The sequence below is a fragment of the Adlercreutzia sp. ZJ304 genome, assembly GCF_011039075.1.
Lineage (GTDB): Bacteria > Actinomycetota > Coriobacteriia > Coriobacteriales > Eggerthellaceae > Adlercreutzia_A.
Genome location: NZ_JAAKEG010000007.1, coordinates 57,186 through 73,636, shown reverse-complemented (window position 1 = coordinate 73,636; position 16,451 = coordinate 57,186). Strand labels below are relative to the sequence as shown.

At 48.3% G+C, this 16,451-nt stretch carries 13 protein-coding genes; 6 read left to right on the top strand and 7 right to left on the bottom strand.

What is annotated here, in order from left to right:
* Positions 1–106: 106 nt before the first annotated feature.
* The 3 genes from G7Y46_RS05380 to G7Y46_RS05370 are packed head-to-tail and all read left to right on the top strand — an operon-like array spanning position 107 to position 3,101.
* Positions 107–817, top strand: a complete 711-nt coding sequence (locus tag G7Y46_RS05380; RefSeq protein WP_165253031.1) for an ABC transporter ATP-binding protein — start codon at positions 107–109, stop codon at positions 815–817.
* On the top strand, positions 814–2,412 hold the full coding sequence (locus G7Y46_RS05375) for a hypothetical protein (protein WP_165253029.1): 1,599 nt from the start codon (positions 814–816) through the stop codon (positions 2,410–2,412). Before G7Y46_RS05380 ends, G7Y46_RS05375 begins: the two co-directional genes overlap by 4 nt.
* Positions 2,413–2,468: 56 nt before the next feature.
* Positions 2,469–3,101: a TetR/AcrR family transcriptional regulator gene (locus G7Y46_RS05370; RefSeq protein WP_165062117.1), complete on the top strand. Its 633-nt coding sequence runs from the start codon at positions 2,469–2,471 to the stop codon at positions 3,099–3,101.
* Between the two features lie 134 nt (positions 3,102–3,235).
* Here the strand turns inward: G7Y46_RS05370 and G7Y46_RS05365 are convergent, their stop codons facing one another.
* Positions 3,236–3,940 carry an ElyC/SanA/YdcF family protein gene (locus G7Y46_RS05365; RefSeq protein WP_206214174.1) on the bottom strand — a complete coding sequence of 235 codons (705 nt, stop codon included), beginning with the start codon at positions 3,938–3,940 and terminating at the stop codon, positions 3,236–3,238.
* Between the two features lie 246 nt (positions 3,941–4,186).
* Between G7Y46_RS05365 and G7Y46_RS05360 the strand changes: the two genes are divergently transcribed.
* Both G7Y46_RS05360 and fetB read left to right on the top strand, forming a co-directional pair.
* Positions 4,187–4,870, top strand: coding sequence for an ATP-binding cassette domain-containing protein (locus G7Y46_RS05360; RefSeq protein ID WP_165253027.1), 684 nt, complete (start codon positions 4,187–4,189; stop codon positions 4,868–4,870).
* A 1-nt stretch (position 4,871) separates the two neighbouring features.
* Positions 4,872–5,669, top strand: coding sequence for an iron export ABC transporter permease subunit FetB (gene fetB / locus G7Y46_RS05355; RefSeq protein ID WP_165253025.1), 798 nt, complete (start codon positions 4,872–4,874; stop codon positions 5,667–5,669).
* Between the two features lie 119 nt (positions 5,670–5,788).
* On the opposite strand, the gene G7Y46_RS05350 is transcribed toward fetB, so the two are convergent.
* On the bottom strand, positions 5,789–6,511 hold the full coding sequence (locus tag G7Y46_RS05350) for a class I SAM-dependent methyltransferase (RefSeq protein WP_165253023.1): 723 nt from the start codon (positions 6,509–6,511) through the stop codon (positions 5,789–5,791).
* 428 nt (positions 6,512–6,939) lie between these two features.
* Between G7Y46_RS05350 and G7Y46_RS05345 the strand changes: the two genes are divergently transcribed.
* Positions 6,940–8,133, top strand: a complete 1,194-nt coding sequence (locus G7Y46_RS05345; RefSeq protein WP_165253021.1) for a hypothetical protein — start codon at positions 6,940–6,942, stop codon at positions 8,131–8,133.
* Positions 8,134–8,203: 70 nt separating this feature from the next.
* On the opposite strand, the gene G7Y46_RS05340 is transcribed toward G7Y46_RS05345, so the two are convergent.
* The 5 genes from G7Y46_RS05340 to G7Y46_RS05315 all read right to left on the bottom strand — a co-directional run bounded on the left by G7Y46_RS05340 (position 8,204) and on the right by G7Y46_RS05315 (position 16,150).
* A complete protein-coding gene (locus tag G7Y46_RS05340) occupies positions 8,204–9,625 on the bottom strand; it encodes a DASS family sodium-coupled anion symporter (RefSeq protein WP_165062127.1) in 1,422 nt (473 codons plus the stop codon).
* A gap of 84 nt (positions 9,626–9,709) precedes the next feature.
* Positions 9,710–10,537: a 4Fe-4S dicluster domain-containing protein gene (locus G7Y46_RS05335; protein ID WP_165253019.1), complete on the bottom strand. Its 828-nt coding sequence runs from the start codon at positions 10,535–10,537 to the stop codon at positions 9,710–9,712.
* Between the two features lie 2 nt (positions 10,538–10,539).
* Complete coding sequence (locus tag G7Y46_RS05330) at positions 10,540–13,155, bottom strand: molybdopterin-dependent oxidoreductase (protein ID WP_165253017.1); 2,616 nt, start codon at positions 13,153–13,155, stop codon at positions 10,540–10,542.
* A 425-nt stretch (positions 13,156–13,580) separates the two neighbouring features.
* Complete coding sequence (locus G7Y46_RS05320; protein ID WP_165062135.1) at positions 13,581–13,916, bottom strand: oxidoreductase; 336 nt, start codon at positions 13,914–13,916, stop codon at positions 13,581–13,583.
* A gap of 2 nt (positions 13,917–13,918) precedes the next feature.
* Complete coding sequence (locus G7Y46_RS05315; RefSeq protein ID WP_165253015.1) at positions 13,919–16,150, bottom strand: molybdopterin-dependent oxidoreductase; 2,232 nt, start codon at positions 16,148–16,150, stop codon at positions 13,919–13,921.
* Positions 16,151–16,451 lie beyond the last annotated feature (301 nt).

The window sequence follows — 16,451 nt, the reverse complement described above, 5'->3', positions numbered from 1 at the left end:
GATTTTGGTAATCAGTTGACGTTGTCATTACGTTATGCAATGATTGTTATGCAACAATTATTACTCTTACTTTTGCGTTTCAATCTTGGTCAATGGAGGCGGCATTATGCTGAGAATTGAACATCTAACAAAGATCTTCGGCGAAAAAGTCGCTGTAGACAATTTGAATCTGCACATCAAGCCGGGAGAAATCTACGGGTTTATCGGTCATAACGGCGCGGGGAAGACGACGACCCTGCGTTCGGTGGTTGGCATCCAACAGTTCGACAGCGGCGAGATTTATATCGATGGCATATCTATCAAAGCTGATCCAATCGCCTGCAAACAAATGCTCGCCTACATTCCCGATAATCCCGATCTCTACGAATTTATGACGGGAATCAAATATCTGAATTTCATTGCTGACATCTTTGAGGTAAGCGCGGCGCAGCGGCAGGCGCGCATACGCGACTATGCGGATCGGTTCGAACTAACCGCCGACTTGGCTTCGCCCATAGCTTCTTACTCTCATGGCATGAGGCAGAAGCTTGCTATCGTATCGGCATGGCTGCACAATCCAAGGCTCATCGTGATGGACGAGCCTTTTGTGGGACTCGACCCGAAAGCGTCTCGTCATCTCAAGGACATGATGCGCGAGGTATGCGACAGCGGCGGCGCGATATTTTTCTCCACTCATGTGTTGGAAGTGGCTGAGAGGCTCTGTGACAAGGTAGCCGTCATTAAACAAGGGAGGCTTGTACGCTTTGGCACCGTGGAAGAGGTTAAGGGCGACGACTCTTTAGAGGATGCCTTCCTAGAGCTGGAGGGACAGCAATGATTGGCATATTGCTCAAGAAGCAAACGGCTGAGGTGTGGCGCGGGTACTTCTACGACGCGAAGGAGAACAAGGCGCGCTCCCGGTTTTCCACGGCGATGAGGTTCGTGTTGTTCGCCCTGCTGATGATTGGTCTTCTAGGGGGCATCTTCACAGCGCTAGCTCTCTTTCTCTGCCAGCCGTTCGCAGATGCCGGCATGGGATGGATGTACTTCGTCGTTATGGGGATGGTTGCCATTCTTCTGGGGGCGTTTGGCAGCATATTCAACGGCTACGCCGGTCTTTACCTTGCGAAGGACAACGACTTGCTGTTCTCCATGCCCGTGCCGCTTAACTCCATCCTTGCGGCGCGCTTGCTAAACGTCTATCTACTCGGGCTGATGTATGCGGCTATTGTGTGTGCGCCTGCGCTGATAGTGTACTGGGTGACGGTCCCATGCGGCGTTTCCGTCGTGTGCGCCGGTCTGCTCTGGACCTTCCTCGTGTCGGCTATTGTGCTGGTGCTGTCCTGCGCGTTGGGCTGGGTGGTAGCGCGCATCAGTCTGAAGCTGAAGGACAAGGGTCTTGTGGCTGCGATCGCCGCGATACTCCTTCTTGCTGCGTATTGGGTGTTCTGCAGCCAGATCTATGCGGCGATAAACGACTTGGCTATCAACGCCGCCTTATACGGCGCGCAGGTGCAGGAGTCGGCGGCGGTGCTGTACAACTTTGGTCGGGCTGCGGAAGGTGACTGGTTTTCGCTGCTTATTATGACGGCGGTCGTCGGAGCCGTTTTCGCTGTGGTATGGCTCGTTCTGTCGCGCACGTTTTTGCATACGGCCACGGCGAGCGGCGCGCAGGACAAGGCGACGTATCGCGAAAAGACCATACGACAGAAGAGCCCCGCGCACGCCCTTCTGAAAAAAGAGCTGCAACGTTTTACTTCTAGTGTCAACTACATGCTCAACTGCGGTCTGGGAACGGTGTTGCTTCCTCTTTTTGGAGTGCTTTTGCTTTGGAAAGGGGAAGAGTACGTAGAATTGTTTGGCGAGATATTTGCAGGAATGCCCGGCACCGCATCTATTTTGCTTTGCGCGGTTGCCTGCATGCTCGTGGTTATGAACGATGCAGCTTCTCCCTCGGTGTCTCTTGAGGGCAGAAATCTATGGCTTGTACGTTCTCTGCCGGTTTCGACATGGCAAATCTTACAGTCGAAGCTTCATCTTCAGATAGTCCTTACGGCACCGCCGCTATTCTTTTGTAGCCTGTGCGCGATTTTGGTGCTGCGCGTTTCGTTGGTAGAGTCGCTGCTGGTGTTGCTTGTTCCGCAGCTGTTCATGCTACTTCTCGCACATTTAGGGCTTACTCTGGGACTTCTTTGGCCTAATCTCAAGTGGACAGACGAGACAGCACCTGTCAAGCGGAGCATGGCTGTTATTCTAACCATAATTGCAGGCTGGGTTTGCGGATTCGCTTTCGCTGTGATTTGGCTTTGGCAGGGGTGGCACATTGGGGCTGTGCTTTATCTCGTTATTGCAGCTGTGCTGGCTATCTTGGCATGCTTAGGTATTCGCCTCTGGCTTATGTCGGGCGGCTGCAAGCGGTTCGAGGCACTCTAGCTCTGCCTATAATAAGCGTAGCGCAACATGCAAGCATTTGTTGGAAGGAGGCTCGCATGCCACCGAAGGCGAAGTTCACGAAAGAGCAGATAGTTGAAACCGCCCTCGATATCATCCGCGACGAAGGCGTTGAGGCTATTACTGCACAAGCTATGGCTAAGCAGCTAGGCACGTCCACGCGCCCGATATTCACCTATTTCGACACGGTAGAGGACCTTCGAACTGCGGCAACGGATGCGGCATGGCAGATATACGACGAACGGGTTGCGCAAGGGCTTGCGCTTACGCCGGCGTTCAAGGGGTTTGGGATGGCATGCGTTCGCTTCGCCGTAGAGGAGCCGAGCCTTTTCCGCTTGCTTTTAATGCGCAAATCGGAGCAGGCAAGCATCAATGAATTTCTAGAGCATGCAGGACATCTTGAGGACGTTCTCGGTGCTGTGATGAACACCTTCCATATCGATCGCGATCAAGCTATGTGGCTTTACGAGAATATGTTGATTTACGTGCACGGAATCGCCGCGATGTGTGCGAGTGAGGTAGTTAAATTCACCGATGAAGAGGTTGCCGAGAGACTTGGTGTGTTATGTCGCGGTTTGCTTATGGTGCTGCACGCGCCCGCAGACGAGCGGACTTCCGTGATACCCGGCACCGACGTAGTTTTCGACGGTAATTTTGAAGATTACTTTTAAAGATTACTTATCCTATTGATGCGCTGTTTCGCGCATGCTGCTTGACCTTTACGCTGCGTTAAGGTTCACAATTGCCTCAAGGAGGCGATCGGAATGGCAAGCGAAGACCAAGGTAGAAGTTGGAGCATCGGGCGCTAGTCGTTCGTTTCGTCGCCGCTGCCTGTAAGTGGGATGCTGCTGCCTTGGAAAGTAGGTGCAGGACGCACAATAGCGGTGACGAAATCCTTGTTTCGGGCGAGCACTTCACGGACATCGCGCATCATCTGACCCGCATAAGGGCGCAAATCGGATGCCACACCATACGCATCGAGCCCTAGCTTCTCTGCAACATACAGCGCACGGAAAAGATGGTAGCTCTGCGATACCACAATTATGCGCTTAGCTTGGAAGATATCGCGTGCTCTATACATGCTCTCGTAAGTGGAAAAGCCTGCATGATCCATAAAAACATCCTTGGAGGGAATGCCTGCATTAATGGCAATTGCTTTCATGGTGCCCACTTCGTTGTAGTCTTGGCTTCCGTGGTCGCCGCTCATCAGTATTTTTGGTGCTACATTGTGTCCATAAAGGGAAATTCCCTGTTTCAGCCGATCGGCGAGCATATCGCTGGGAGAACCGTCAGCGTTGACACCACAGCCGAGCACCAATACGCAATCGATATTGTCCATACGTGCAGCTTCGTTAGATGAGATGATGCGACTTTCTGTGGAAGTGCGCACGTGAGCATCGATAGCGAGTGCCGCCGCAGCCACAACAATTACGACCGCTGTACATGCGATTCCCAACACCTTCAGCCATTTTCTCTTTGCCCGCATGCAGCCTCTTCTCGCGTCGCCCACCTTTCTATCCCTTGTGTAAAAGTATGACATAAAGACAACCACATATACGCTATGTGGCATTTTTGTTTACAGAAATCGGGGTCATCGTGGAATTGATGGGTTGTCGGGCGATGTGTTGGCAATACGCGCTTGTTGCGCTGTTGAATGTCGTTTACTATTATTTCGCGCACAAAAAGACGGGGAAAGCGCATAACCCCCAACCATCCCGACATATGACATATAAGGTACGTGTAGAGGTAGGCTCAAGTGGCGCTGTTCGAGGCAAGAGGGCTAACGGTATCCTATAGGCGAAACGGCATTTCATTTAAGCCTTTTGACGATATTAGTTTCGAACTTTTAGAGGGGCAGATTGTAGATCTTGTGGGCCCTTCAGGATCTGGTAAGTCGAGTCTGCTCTGCGCTTGCGCGCGTCTTCTTCCCGAAGCTATCGGCACCCTTGCGCTAAAAGGGGTCGATTCGAGTTCGTTTTCGGCAGAAGAATGGCGAAGGCTCATCTGCTACGTGCCGCAGAAACCCACTGTCATTGCTGGTACTGTGCGCGACAACCTCTTGTTGCCATGGAGTTTTCGAGTCCGCCGAAACGATAATCCACCAAACGACAAGACTCTCTGTTCGCTTATGGATGAAGCATCCCTTGGCGATGTCAGTCTTGATCGAGATGCTGCTCAGCTATCAGGTGGCGAGCTTGCTAGGGTCGCACTTCTTCGCGCTTTTGCAACTAAGCCGGATGTCTTTTTGCTTGACGAAGTGGAAGCCGCGCTTGATAACGATTCGGCAAGATCGGTTTCCAATCTTACGCGCAAGCTTATTGGTAACAATACGGCTTGCTTGCGTATTCGTCATAGACCTCCTGATGGTGTGGCAGACAAAATGTTTAGGCTGGAAAATGGCAAGATCTTTCAGCTCGAATGTGCGGAAGCAAGGATATAGAATGGACGCAGGCGTTATTGATATAGGATATCCGGAACTTTTTGGAGCTGCGGCATTTATGCTTGTGGCAGCTGTTGTTGCGTGGGCACTCAGGCTTAGGCAGACTAAGGCTATCGTTATAGCGACTGTTCGCTGTTTCTTGCAACTGTTGGCAATGGGGCTGCTTCTTGTCTACCTGTTTAAATACCAGTCGTGGTGGCTCGTCTGCCTTGTGCTTATAGGAATGTCACTTGCTGCTACGCAGATTGCCTTGGGGCGCATAAAGGGTAAGGCGCTTAATATTTGGCCCGAAGTGTTCGGCTCTATCTTCTTATCATCAATGATTGTGGCATTAATAGTTGTTGAGGCTATTGTTCATGCTTCGCCTTGGTATGATGCGCGCGTGCTTGTGCCGATATCAGGCATGGTGCTCGGCAACACTTTGAGCGCGACTGCTGTGGCGATTGACAGGCTCTTCTCGGATATGGACGCGCGCTCTGACGAGATTATGGCGTATCTGGCGCTCGGTTCCACACGAAGGGAGGCGGCGTTCCCTTCGATTCGGGCGGCGATAGCGTCGGGTCTTACTCCTGCTCTTGCTACCATGTCGGCTTCAGGCATTGTTCAAATTCCCGGCATGATGTCCGGGCAGGTGCTTGCTGGTGCCGATCCTATGATTGCAGCAAAGTATCAAATAGTCGTTTTGCTGATGGTTTCTGCTGCCACAACTTTGGCTATCGTTGCAATTTGCTTTACCGCCTATCGCAAACGCTTCACATCGGATGGGTGTTTTCTTTCTCCTGCATTGCGCAACGAATAACCATTGCCGCTGGGCTGTGGTGCTTAACGGCTTTGCGCAAATTAACGTATTGGCTAGAAATATGCTGTGTTAGGTGAAGACGACAGCTGGCGACAGGTGCGCCAGCTGCCTGATTTTTTCTATAGCTTTCTCAATACGATACCGATGCTGTTCAGCAGCTTTCCAGCTCCAGCTTCCATTGAGGCGCGGTCGCCGGCGGCATACTCGTTTTCGCAAGTAAGCCAATCTGCCCATGCCTCGTCATGGCAGCTCAGAGAACTTATGCTTTCGATATGTACGCCACAAGTGGGTTCGATCATGGTGCGCCACCAATCCATGTCGTGCATGTACTCTAGTTGTTCAGGTGTCCAACTAAGTAGCAATTCGCAAGGCAGGTTGTCGTGGCAATCTTTCACCATGCCGGGAATGGCGAAGTACAGCAGTCCGCCGTGCTTAACGTGCGGGAGCAGCTTCTCGCCAAGGTACGCGGAATCGCGTCCAAAGTAGTTGTAAGAGTCTATGCTTATAACTGCGTCAAAAAACTCTGTGGCGAAGGGTAGTCCCTGTGTGGCATCGGCTTTGATGGGGCAGATTTGCCGGTTAGACAGCCCCATTTCTTCGAAGAAGCGCATGTTTTCGCCGGGGTCGCTCCACAAGTCTACGGCGTAGGTGATAAACCCATATTCGCGGGCTAACATGCACGAGGTAATGCCGGTTCCTGACCCTAAGTCTAACACCACGGCATTTTTCGGAATTTCATGTTCGTGGAGAAGTTCCTCGCAAAGCTTCAGAGGATTGGGACCCATAATCTTAGATTGGACAGTATTTAAAGGGAAAGTTTCTGATTTAGGAAATTGGTTCATTGTTGTCTCTTTCTGTAGTGTAGGACGGATGAAGTCGAATTATGCGAACACCAACCACAAAGCCTGACGGCTCTCGTTTGAAACACCTATTCGGTTAAGCGTTCTCTACAGAACAATGACCAAAAAGACAACCCCTTAAAGGATTTGGTTTTACAGTGGCTACATTCTAGGACAGGGCGCAGCGGTTTTCAATGATTCGCTTTGGTCTTATCTTTAATGTGTTCAACTATTTAGCGATGCTGAATAGTTGAACAGGGAGAAGTTATACCTGCGCAATGCTGTCAGTCTGAGCAAACAGTTTGACAACATTCTGGAGATGATAGTTTCACAGTTTTTGCCCACCATGCGCAAGCACAGATGGAGTTGCTACGATTTGCGCCAAGTAATGTGATTCTATTCAGTCTAGGATGATTGGAAGGCTGATTATCATGGGTTGGCAAGAGTCTCGCGGGCAAAAACCTGCATTAAAGAACGTTTATTTTGCATTGTTGCTTTCTCTGGCAGCGACTGTTGTTGTGTTTGTCTTTTTGCTAATGACCGCAGAACCCAGATCTGCTTCGGCAGAAGATATACAGAATCCGCAAAATACACTTTCTCAACTTCAAGAAGGCACCCAGATTAAAAGCGATGCCCAACTTCAAGAAGACGCCCATCTCCAAGATAGTGCCACGCTTCCAAACAGTACTGAAGAAAGCGCAGCAGAACAAGAAGCCACTACAAGCGCAACTATAAATTATTTAGAAAATGCAACATATGAAGACCCAGATGCAATTTTGGATGAAAACGGTAGGCGAATACTTGGGAAGTATGTTGTAGAAAATCTTAAAGTGGGAGACGTTTTGCATGCATGGGATTATGTGGTTGATATACCGGGACACTTCTTCTTTGATGGGTGGCCGCTGAATTTGACAATAACTTCTAATCCCGAAGAAAACGTTATGGACCTTATCTATGTAAAACTATGGAATAGCGAATACACAGTTAACTACTATTTGATGACGGGGGCAGACCTTAGCGCGGACACTTGGGCAGGTGCGCTGGCATCTGGAAATGTCAAGTTTTACAAAATAGGTTCTGAAACATTTACTGGGCAGCGTTTTGACGCGCTTATTGATGGTGATGCTTATGAATATATGATAGACGGTGCTTATGTTATAGACACGTACCCGGCGCAAATTAGACTGGGAACAGATCCTGACAATAACGTGATAAACGTGCTTTATACTCCAGAATCTGAATATCTTCCCGATAATGTAGAAATTCCAGACAATGTAGTTGTTCCTGATGATTCACCGAATCCGCCTTCTCCGGGTCTTCCAGATCAGGAATTTAATAAAGACGAGATAGAAAACTTGCTTCCCGGCGACGACTTCATCGGATCGGATATTGACCGAGGAGAATTGGAAATAACTGATGAAATGCTTGCTCATCCGGTAAATAAAGACCAAGCGCAAGGTATGATTGATGCCTACAAGACTGGTTTAGTTGAAGCGCAAACCTTGTCGCAGACAGGAGATGGACTACCTGTTACTGTTTTAATTGTTTCTGCTATTGCTGTTATAGCTGCTGTGGTGTGCGTTATTGCTTTTCAGATGATCCATCGCAGCCAGCATCAAAAATAACCCTGCAAAAATCAAGCAGACCAAAGCAAATGCTTCAGCCTGCTTGATTGTTATGCGTTGCAATATGGTTCTATACAGGTAATATAGCGCCTCCGATGAAGTAAACAAGAGGAACAATAATTACTACGAAAAGAATAGCGGGGATTATTCCTGCGCGTGCTGTATCGCCAAATGTGAAGTAGCCTTCTGCATATGCAACAGTAATTGTTGGGTTAAGCGGCAAGATGAAGTTGCCGGATACAATTGCTACTACAATAAGCATCGGAATAGCTGGGGAAATTCCAGCCGCTGTGGCAAATGCGAACAGTGGCGGTAGGAATATCGTCAAAATAGCAGGTGCCACTGGAAGGAAAGTGTGAAGCAGGTAAACCACAACTGCAATGATGTAAAGCGCAACCAGCGGATCCATGGCAAGAACGCCACTCGACAAGAAGAGATCAGCGATAAACTTCGCGCCACCGGTGGCTCCAAGAATGTTGCCCAAGCATAAAATTCCACCAAGCATAAGCACTATATTCCACGGAACGCCTTTCTGAACATCTTCCCAGGTAAGTAGGTTTACGCCCGGAAGGAACATAACAGCAAGACCGATTACAGCAACAGTGGTGGTGTCTAGCACGGGAATCCAATTACCAAGAATCCAAAGCACAGGAATGCCGATAAGCATAACTAATGCTTTTTTGTCCATTGTGCTAAATTTGCCCAAATCGCTTGTGCTTGCCAATACTGCTTCAATATCGCTATCGGTCATCTGCTCAGGTTTAAGAATCCGTGTAAGGAAGAACCAGCAGATAGGGATAAGGATAATCGCGAATGGAATACCGATAGCCATCCACTGCAAAAAGCCTATGCTCATTCCGTTATATGCTTGCAGCATGCCCATTGATAAAACATTCATAGAGTGCCCAGCTGGAGTGCAAAAGCCGCCCATAATGGCTGCGAAAGCCACACCTAGCATAAGGCATTTTCCGAGATTAGATTTTCCGGGCTCATGTCCAAGCGCCTTAAGAAGCGGAAGGGCAAGACCCATAGTTATAACAACAGCGCCTGTATCGGTCATTACTGTTGAGATAACAGCTGATCCAATCATAAAAGCTAAAACAAGTTTGTTAGAGTTAGAGCCAGCCCACTCAATTAGTTTTCTGGTGAGGTGCTGTCCTAGACTTGTCTTCATCATTAGGATAGTCAGACTAAAAACACCAATAACGAAGAAGATGGTTGTCATTCCGAATCCGGAAAATACTTCTTTTAAGGGGACTACACCAAGAAGTGAAGCCAATACGAGCACCAATATACCCGTAACGCCGGCGGGGAATGTTTCGCAAATCCACAATATAACGGCTGTCGCCATAATGCCCAGCCCTAGTGCGCCTTGGTGTGAAAGTGCCTCGGTAGGGGGAACAAAACCTGCAATAAGCAGCACAATAATTGATAAAACTATACCAACCACGCCTTTAACAGAGAACGTTTTTTGTAATGTCTCTGAACTCATCTCTCCTCCTTAGATATGAGATTTGGTATGAACTGTCACTTCGAGAAAACTTAAGAAGTGACAGTTCAAAATTGGGTTTGTTAATTACTGAGCTAGGTCAGACTTGTATAGAAATACAGGTCCAACATTCCTGTCTTCTTCAACAGTGCTGGCTTCTATTACGCGCGTAAGATAACCTTCGCTTTCTACATAAACGCGCCAGTTCGATTTCTCAACTTGCGTAAACCAGAAATCACCAAAGTCGTCTGTCTTTTGAACAAAGACTTCGTTGGTGTCTACGTTTTCTGCTGTCACCTTTGCGCCGATAATTACTTCATCGGCTTCTGGGTCAACAACAACACCGGCAAGGAAGCGCTTGGGAAGGTTGAGATAGTAAACCCTTGGTTTGTCGTCTTCTCTTTCTGGATACAACAATGTACTAGCAAGAATTTCGTCAGCGAAATCTTCTTCATCGCCAAAACGAATTGCCTCATGCGGGCATACATCCACACAGTGTGGAACTTCGCCAGCATCTACAAGATGTGCGCATCCGCTACATTTCTGAGGAATATCAAGCTCTTCATTCCAGAAGATAGCGCCGTAAGGACAGCTGTCTACAATTTCTGCCTTACCCTTTGACTTTTCTGGATCAATAATCACTAGACCATCTTCGCGCTTATATACGGCATCTGGTGCAGCCGCAATGCAAGGGGCGTTGTCGCAATGCATGCATGTCTCTAGCGTGTAAGACACCTTAACTTTAGGAACCTGACCACAGACAGTCTCGTTAATTCTTGTCCAAAACTGACCCGTATCAGGTTGTGGCTTTGCATAAGGCGACCAGTCGTTGTCTACATGCTCGTCTTTGCAGGCAATCTGGCAATTTCTACAACCATTGCATTTAGCATGGTCGAATATAAATATCTTTCCCATGCTTATTCTCCTTTCACGATACGGGCATCGGCTACCAGACCGCAGTCGGGGTCGTATTTCCTGTTGAATGCTTCTGGATATTCTTCAGCCAGTTTGAATACATCAACCTTTTCAACATTAACCAAAAAGCCGCTCGTAACTTCTCCGTGTGCATGTTCGGAAGTGGTTGGTGTGGGGGCGATAAGGTTATTTGCGCCGCCACGATCAAGGCCGCCTCGACCAAGAACAGCCGAGTCAACACGCGATCCGTGATCTTGGTAAACAACGCCGGGACGAATACGCTCGGTTACGCGCACGCCACCCATAACGGCTCCACGCTCGTTGTATATCTTTACAATGTCGCCAGTTTCTAGCCCCAACATGCCTGCATCCTGAGGATGAACCCATACAGGTTCGTACTTATAGCCGTCAGGTCCTGTTACTTTTACGTATTCTTCCATTTCGCGGAACCACGTAACATCGTCAAGATTTGCATGTACGCGCCACCTTGGATGATTAGATACCAGCAAGAATGGGTATTTACGACCGCGGGCAAGGTATTGTCTTTCCTGATGGCCTGCGCCCTCGTCAATCCATTTCGGAATTGGACCGCGCTCTTTGTCATCTGGGAATTGCTCAGCAAGGCTGGTGGAGTAGTATTCAAGTTTGCCCGACGGAGTAGACAGAGGATATCTTTCGGGGTCGTTGTAGAATTGGCTAAGACCCACCGGCAGCTCTTCCCAATTTTCCTTGGTTGGGAATGCGTAGTACTGCCTCTCTTTGAATTCCTCAAAAGACATTTTCTCTGCAGCACCTGTGTTCAAAAAGCCAGCTTCGATATACTCTTCGCAGGTCTTGCCGCCCATATAGCGCTTGTAAAGGTTCTCGTAAATGCCGCCGTATTTTTCAAGCTTTTTGGCAACTTCGCCAACTGCTTCCATGTCAGACTTGGAATCTAGTCGGGGCTGAATTGCTTGTTGCTCGAAATAAACAACATTCCATTGCCCGTTATCTGAGTCGGTTCCTATGTCTTCTGTCTCGAATTTTGTATTGGTAGGAAGAATAACGTCAGCAAAGAAGCAGTCATTTTCCATCCACGGATGCTGGACAATTATGAACTCGATAGATTCATGGCGAAGAGCTTCTTGCATTTCGTTTCCGCCATTCCAGCAAGTTTCCCAGCATGGGGTGTCAGACCAGATCATGTGCAGACGTTCGTTGCCCTCCAAGGGGAAGGTGTAAGGGCCCTCAAACTGGTCTTCTCTTGGGAATCCGGCACCAATATGACCATACCATGTAACCGGTGGATTCATAATTGCCTGCGGGATCATGGTCTTAGGAATGAAGCTTTCGGGGAAGCTGCGGAACCAGCCGCGATATGCTGGGCTACAGTTTGGAATCTCTGAGGAAGGCGGCAAGGGGGTTACCGTATCCATTCCGTACAGCGTCCATTCGATGAACTTGAACTGGTTTGCGCCGGGTTTACCAACCGCCTGCATGCCCAGAAGAGCTACTTCCAAGCGCGCGGGTTCGTGTGCATAGCAAGAGCGAATGAAAGAGCCACCGTTGCAATGCGCTATGGAGACGGCGTGCTTTGCCCAGTATCTTGCAAATGCCTTGATGACATACGACGGAACACCGCATATCGCCTCTGCCCATTTCGGTGTCTTCGGAATGCCGTCTTCGCCGCCAAGAACGTAATACTTGAAGTTTTCAAAACCTATTGCATGGGTATCAAGATATTCTTGGTCGTAAGTGCCTTCGATAATCCATGTATAAGCTATGGCTAGCTGCAATGCTGCGTCCGTGTTTGGTTTTACGGGAATCCAATAGTCACCATGGACGGCGTTTGTATAGTTAACATCCGGAGATATATGAATCTGTTTGATGCCAAGCTCTGTAAACCAGAAGCAAATGCGGCTTGCCAGATAACCGCCCCAACCCAAAGGAGTTGTTTCTACATCGCATCCCCAGAACAGCACAGCATCGCCATTTCTTGCGATATCCTGAATTACGTTGTTCTGAAGCGAATTTTGACCAAGCGGATCCATGCCCCATATATGCTTTGCGCCCCAATACCAACCTTCCCAGCTATCGGGTTGTCTAGTTTGAAGCGTATAGCGACCAATTAGATCAAACATGCGACTTTGGCATCCGTGCGGCGCATGAACAAATTTCGTTTCGCCATGACCGTCAAGCTCGCAAAGAATCGATGCAGGACCATACAGATCGTGCACACGCTTGATTTCTGCGGCGACCAACTCTGCGGCTTCGTCCCAGCTGATACGCTCGTAGCCACTAGTGCCACGGTTTTGGGGGTTTCTGTCACCGTTCGGATCCCAGTCAACACGCTTTAGTGGGTAAGGAATCCTGTTCTTCGAATACACACGTTTCTTATAGCACAAAGATAATGGTGAAATTAGTGTTTTGAAGCCGGGTTCGAAAGTTGAACCGCGCGCTTCTAATTTCCAAGCATTTAATTCTTCGGGTGTTTGATGCTCGTCAAAATGGAAAGGTCTAATGCGAAGAATCTTGTCATTTTCTTTGTCTATATCCACGGTGCAGGCGTTGGTTCCAATACCAAAACTGTTGAAGCCAAGGCCTTTGACAATGGGCGTTCCTTTAACATCTTGTGCCATCTTTTCTCCTCTCTTCTATAGTTAGTCCACACTCGGTGGCTTCGGTGTTGCCGGCATCTTTGGAACACTTGGGGGAGCCGGCACCCCGGGCACTGTTGGAACCGCGGGAGGCGCAGAAGGACTTTTTACGGGCTGACCAGCTTGAGTAGCTGTAGCTCCGCAATTAGGGCAGGCATTTGCCGACGAATCAACCTCTACACCGCATTTCGGACATTTGATTTTTTGGTTCTCCAAAGTCGGGGGTCTGAAGCACATAGGTATCACCTCCTTTCAAGCGAAAGGCTTTTGAAATAGACAAGTAGATGCCTGCTTAATCCAGATTTATTCATGGATGCCAAAACGAAACGCAAGACTTCGGCATCCATGTTTTCAAAATTGCGAGCTAACTTTTCAATAAGCGTCAGTCAGCGTTAGATGCTTGCAATTTAGGTCAGGTGATACAGTGCTTGACGAGGTTTTTCTTTCAATGAATCTGCCAGCTCATCCATATCGCCAATATGCAAACATTTCGCTTGACAATGGTGTTCGCACGCCGCAAGTTTTCCTTTGGCAAGTCTGTCGACGCATGCGTTGCACTGCTTTGTTGGTATTGCAATATTGTCTAGCTGCCATGAGTCTGGCTCTATTTCCCATGGACCTATGGTATGAACGCTTATCCCTGTCTTACCCACCGGAAATCCATGCTCCATTTGGCATGCAATTTCGCAGCTATGGCATCCGGTACACCATTCGTAATCTAAAAGCATTCCCAAATTAGCCATGTTTACTCACTTTCATTAACTGGGTAGATCCGACAGAGAGCAGTTTTGTAATTGCTTCCAAAGCCGCTTTTTCCCGGCGACCACTGAACAAGGTTGTTGATATTAAGGTCGAATACGCTGTAGAGTTTGTCGGGGTCGCCTTCGGGGAGCCACCATGCATGGTCGGTACTGCACATGCGCTCGTCTACCGCTTCTGTGGCGCGGACTTTTCGTTTAGCGCGACCATACTGGTTTTCTACCCAAACATACCCGCCATCGGCAATTCCAAACTTTTCCAGCGTTTTGGGGTTAACTTCAACTATTGGATCGGGGTGAAGGGCGCGCATCCGTTTAATTTGCCTATGCTCAGAATGGAACATGCTCCAGTTTCTAGCACCTGTAGTAAGAACTAGCGGGTATTCTTCTAATAATTCTGGAGTAGAGCCGGGACCAGGTGTTGGCTCTTCGAAATACGGAAGTGGGTCAAGTCCCACATTGCTGTAGAAGGTTGACCAAAGTTCTATTCGCCCTGTAGCAGTATTGAAACCAAGTTGACCGTCTTTGCGCAAAAGACCTTTTTCGTGCCGCCTGTATTGGAAAGGCGGATATGCTGGGGCTTGTTCTTGCAGCTCTTCAAAAGTCATTCCGGTGTCATCTTGAAGCAGGAATGTGAACATTTCTTCTACGGTGTCCCATGGCCATGCTTCTGGATTTAGTCGCCTGCCAAGTTCCAAGTTAATTTCCATATCCGACTTGCACTCGCCAATTGATGTCACTTTATTAATTGTTTCGCCACGCTGCGCGCCGTCTCCAAGTCGTATGCCGTTGCGCTCGGGATAGGTAGCAGCGGGAAGCACTATATCGGCAAGAGCCATTGCTGTCGGTGTCATAAAAATGTCTACATATGCTATGAAATCTAAGTCTTTCATAGCATTGAAAAGTCGCTGCGGATCAGCTGCCATGCATGCAAGGAAATTAGACGTTTGTATCCATGCGGCACGTATTTTATAGGGCTCGCTCGTCTCAAGTTGTTCAACAATGCAATCGGGTTGTGCTTCAGAGGCGAATAGCGGATACCTATCCTGTCCGATGCGCTTTGTGTACGCATCATCAGGGAGCAAATCTTTGCCCCATCCACCTACATATTTCAATATTTCAGGAGGAACAATCATGCCTCCCGGCACTTCAATGTTACCCGTGATAGCGAAAAGGGTAGAAATAGACTGTCCAGCTGGTATGGCCTCTTTTGTCATATCTACAGCTACACCCCATTGCAAAGCAGCAGGCTTGCTGGTTGCAAGCATGCGGGCAGCAGCCACTATTTTTTCTTCGGGAATCCATGTAATTTCGGCTACTTTTTCAACCGGGTATTCCTTAACTCGTTGCGCCAATTCGTCGAATCCGTAGCACCATTTATCCACGAAATCGTAGTCATACAGCTCTTCGCTGATAATGACATTCAACATGCCTAAAGCAAGTGCAGCGTCTGTACCCGGGCGAACGCGAAGATGCAGAGCAGCCCTAGAAGATAGCCATGTAACTCGAGGATCTATTACAACAATCTTGCTTCCACGTTGCATAAGGTCAACCACCCAATGTCCGAAGAAGCCATCGGAATTAGACACGACACAATTATTTCCCCATACGAATATAACTTCTGGGATAACGTATTCTGGATTATCGTATCTGTCGGGGTGTACCTGAGAACAGTCGGGAACTAGAAATGCTCCGAATGTTCCAGCTAATCCAATAACCCTTGGAACATAGCAGGCGGCTCCACTTAAAAACAATGAGAAATTTGGACTTCCGTATGACCAGCAAAGGCGAGTGATATAAGGAGCGATGTCACGCCCTGTTCCCTGCATGAATAATACAGTTTCAGGTCCATATTTTTGTTTGATGTCTTTAAGTTCGCGCTCAATCGTATCAAACGCTTCATCCCATGTTATGCGGGTCCATTTATTTTGACCCCTATCTTCCTTGGCGCGTTTCATCGGGTATTTGAGGCGATCTTCATGATTGGTTACTTCGGGAAGCGCCAAACATCTTGGACATAGTCTTCCTTGATTGTATGGATTTTCTGGATCGCCTTCTACTTTAACTAGTTTTCCTTCTGCATCGGTGTAAAGCAAAACGCCACAACCTAGGTGGCATCCCGGACCTGACCACGCGCTACCGCGGGTCACGTTAAGCCCATCTTCTTCATACTTGAAAGGACGTTCGTGTTCAACGAATAAGTATTTTGACTCTCCCACGTTTCTCCTCCATCAACGTCTCGTTCGGACCTGTTTAAGCAGAACGTTCAGGCAGACTAAAGCAGACATCTTCCTTGACATCTGCTTGCAAACAGGTTACTTTTCCACCAACCCCAACTTTTTAATACTCCCTTCGACAGTGTCTAAATATCGAATTGCGACTGTAGGTGAAAGTTAGGGGAAACCTGTGTTTTGTCGCAACATATTGGCATATTGAATTTAAGAAACACCTCATACTCGTGTACTGAAAATCGCAGGTGGGAGGCTTGTTATGCAGTTTAGTGATGTAGTTAACAAGGGC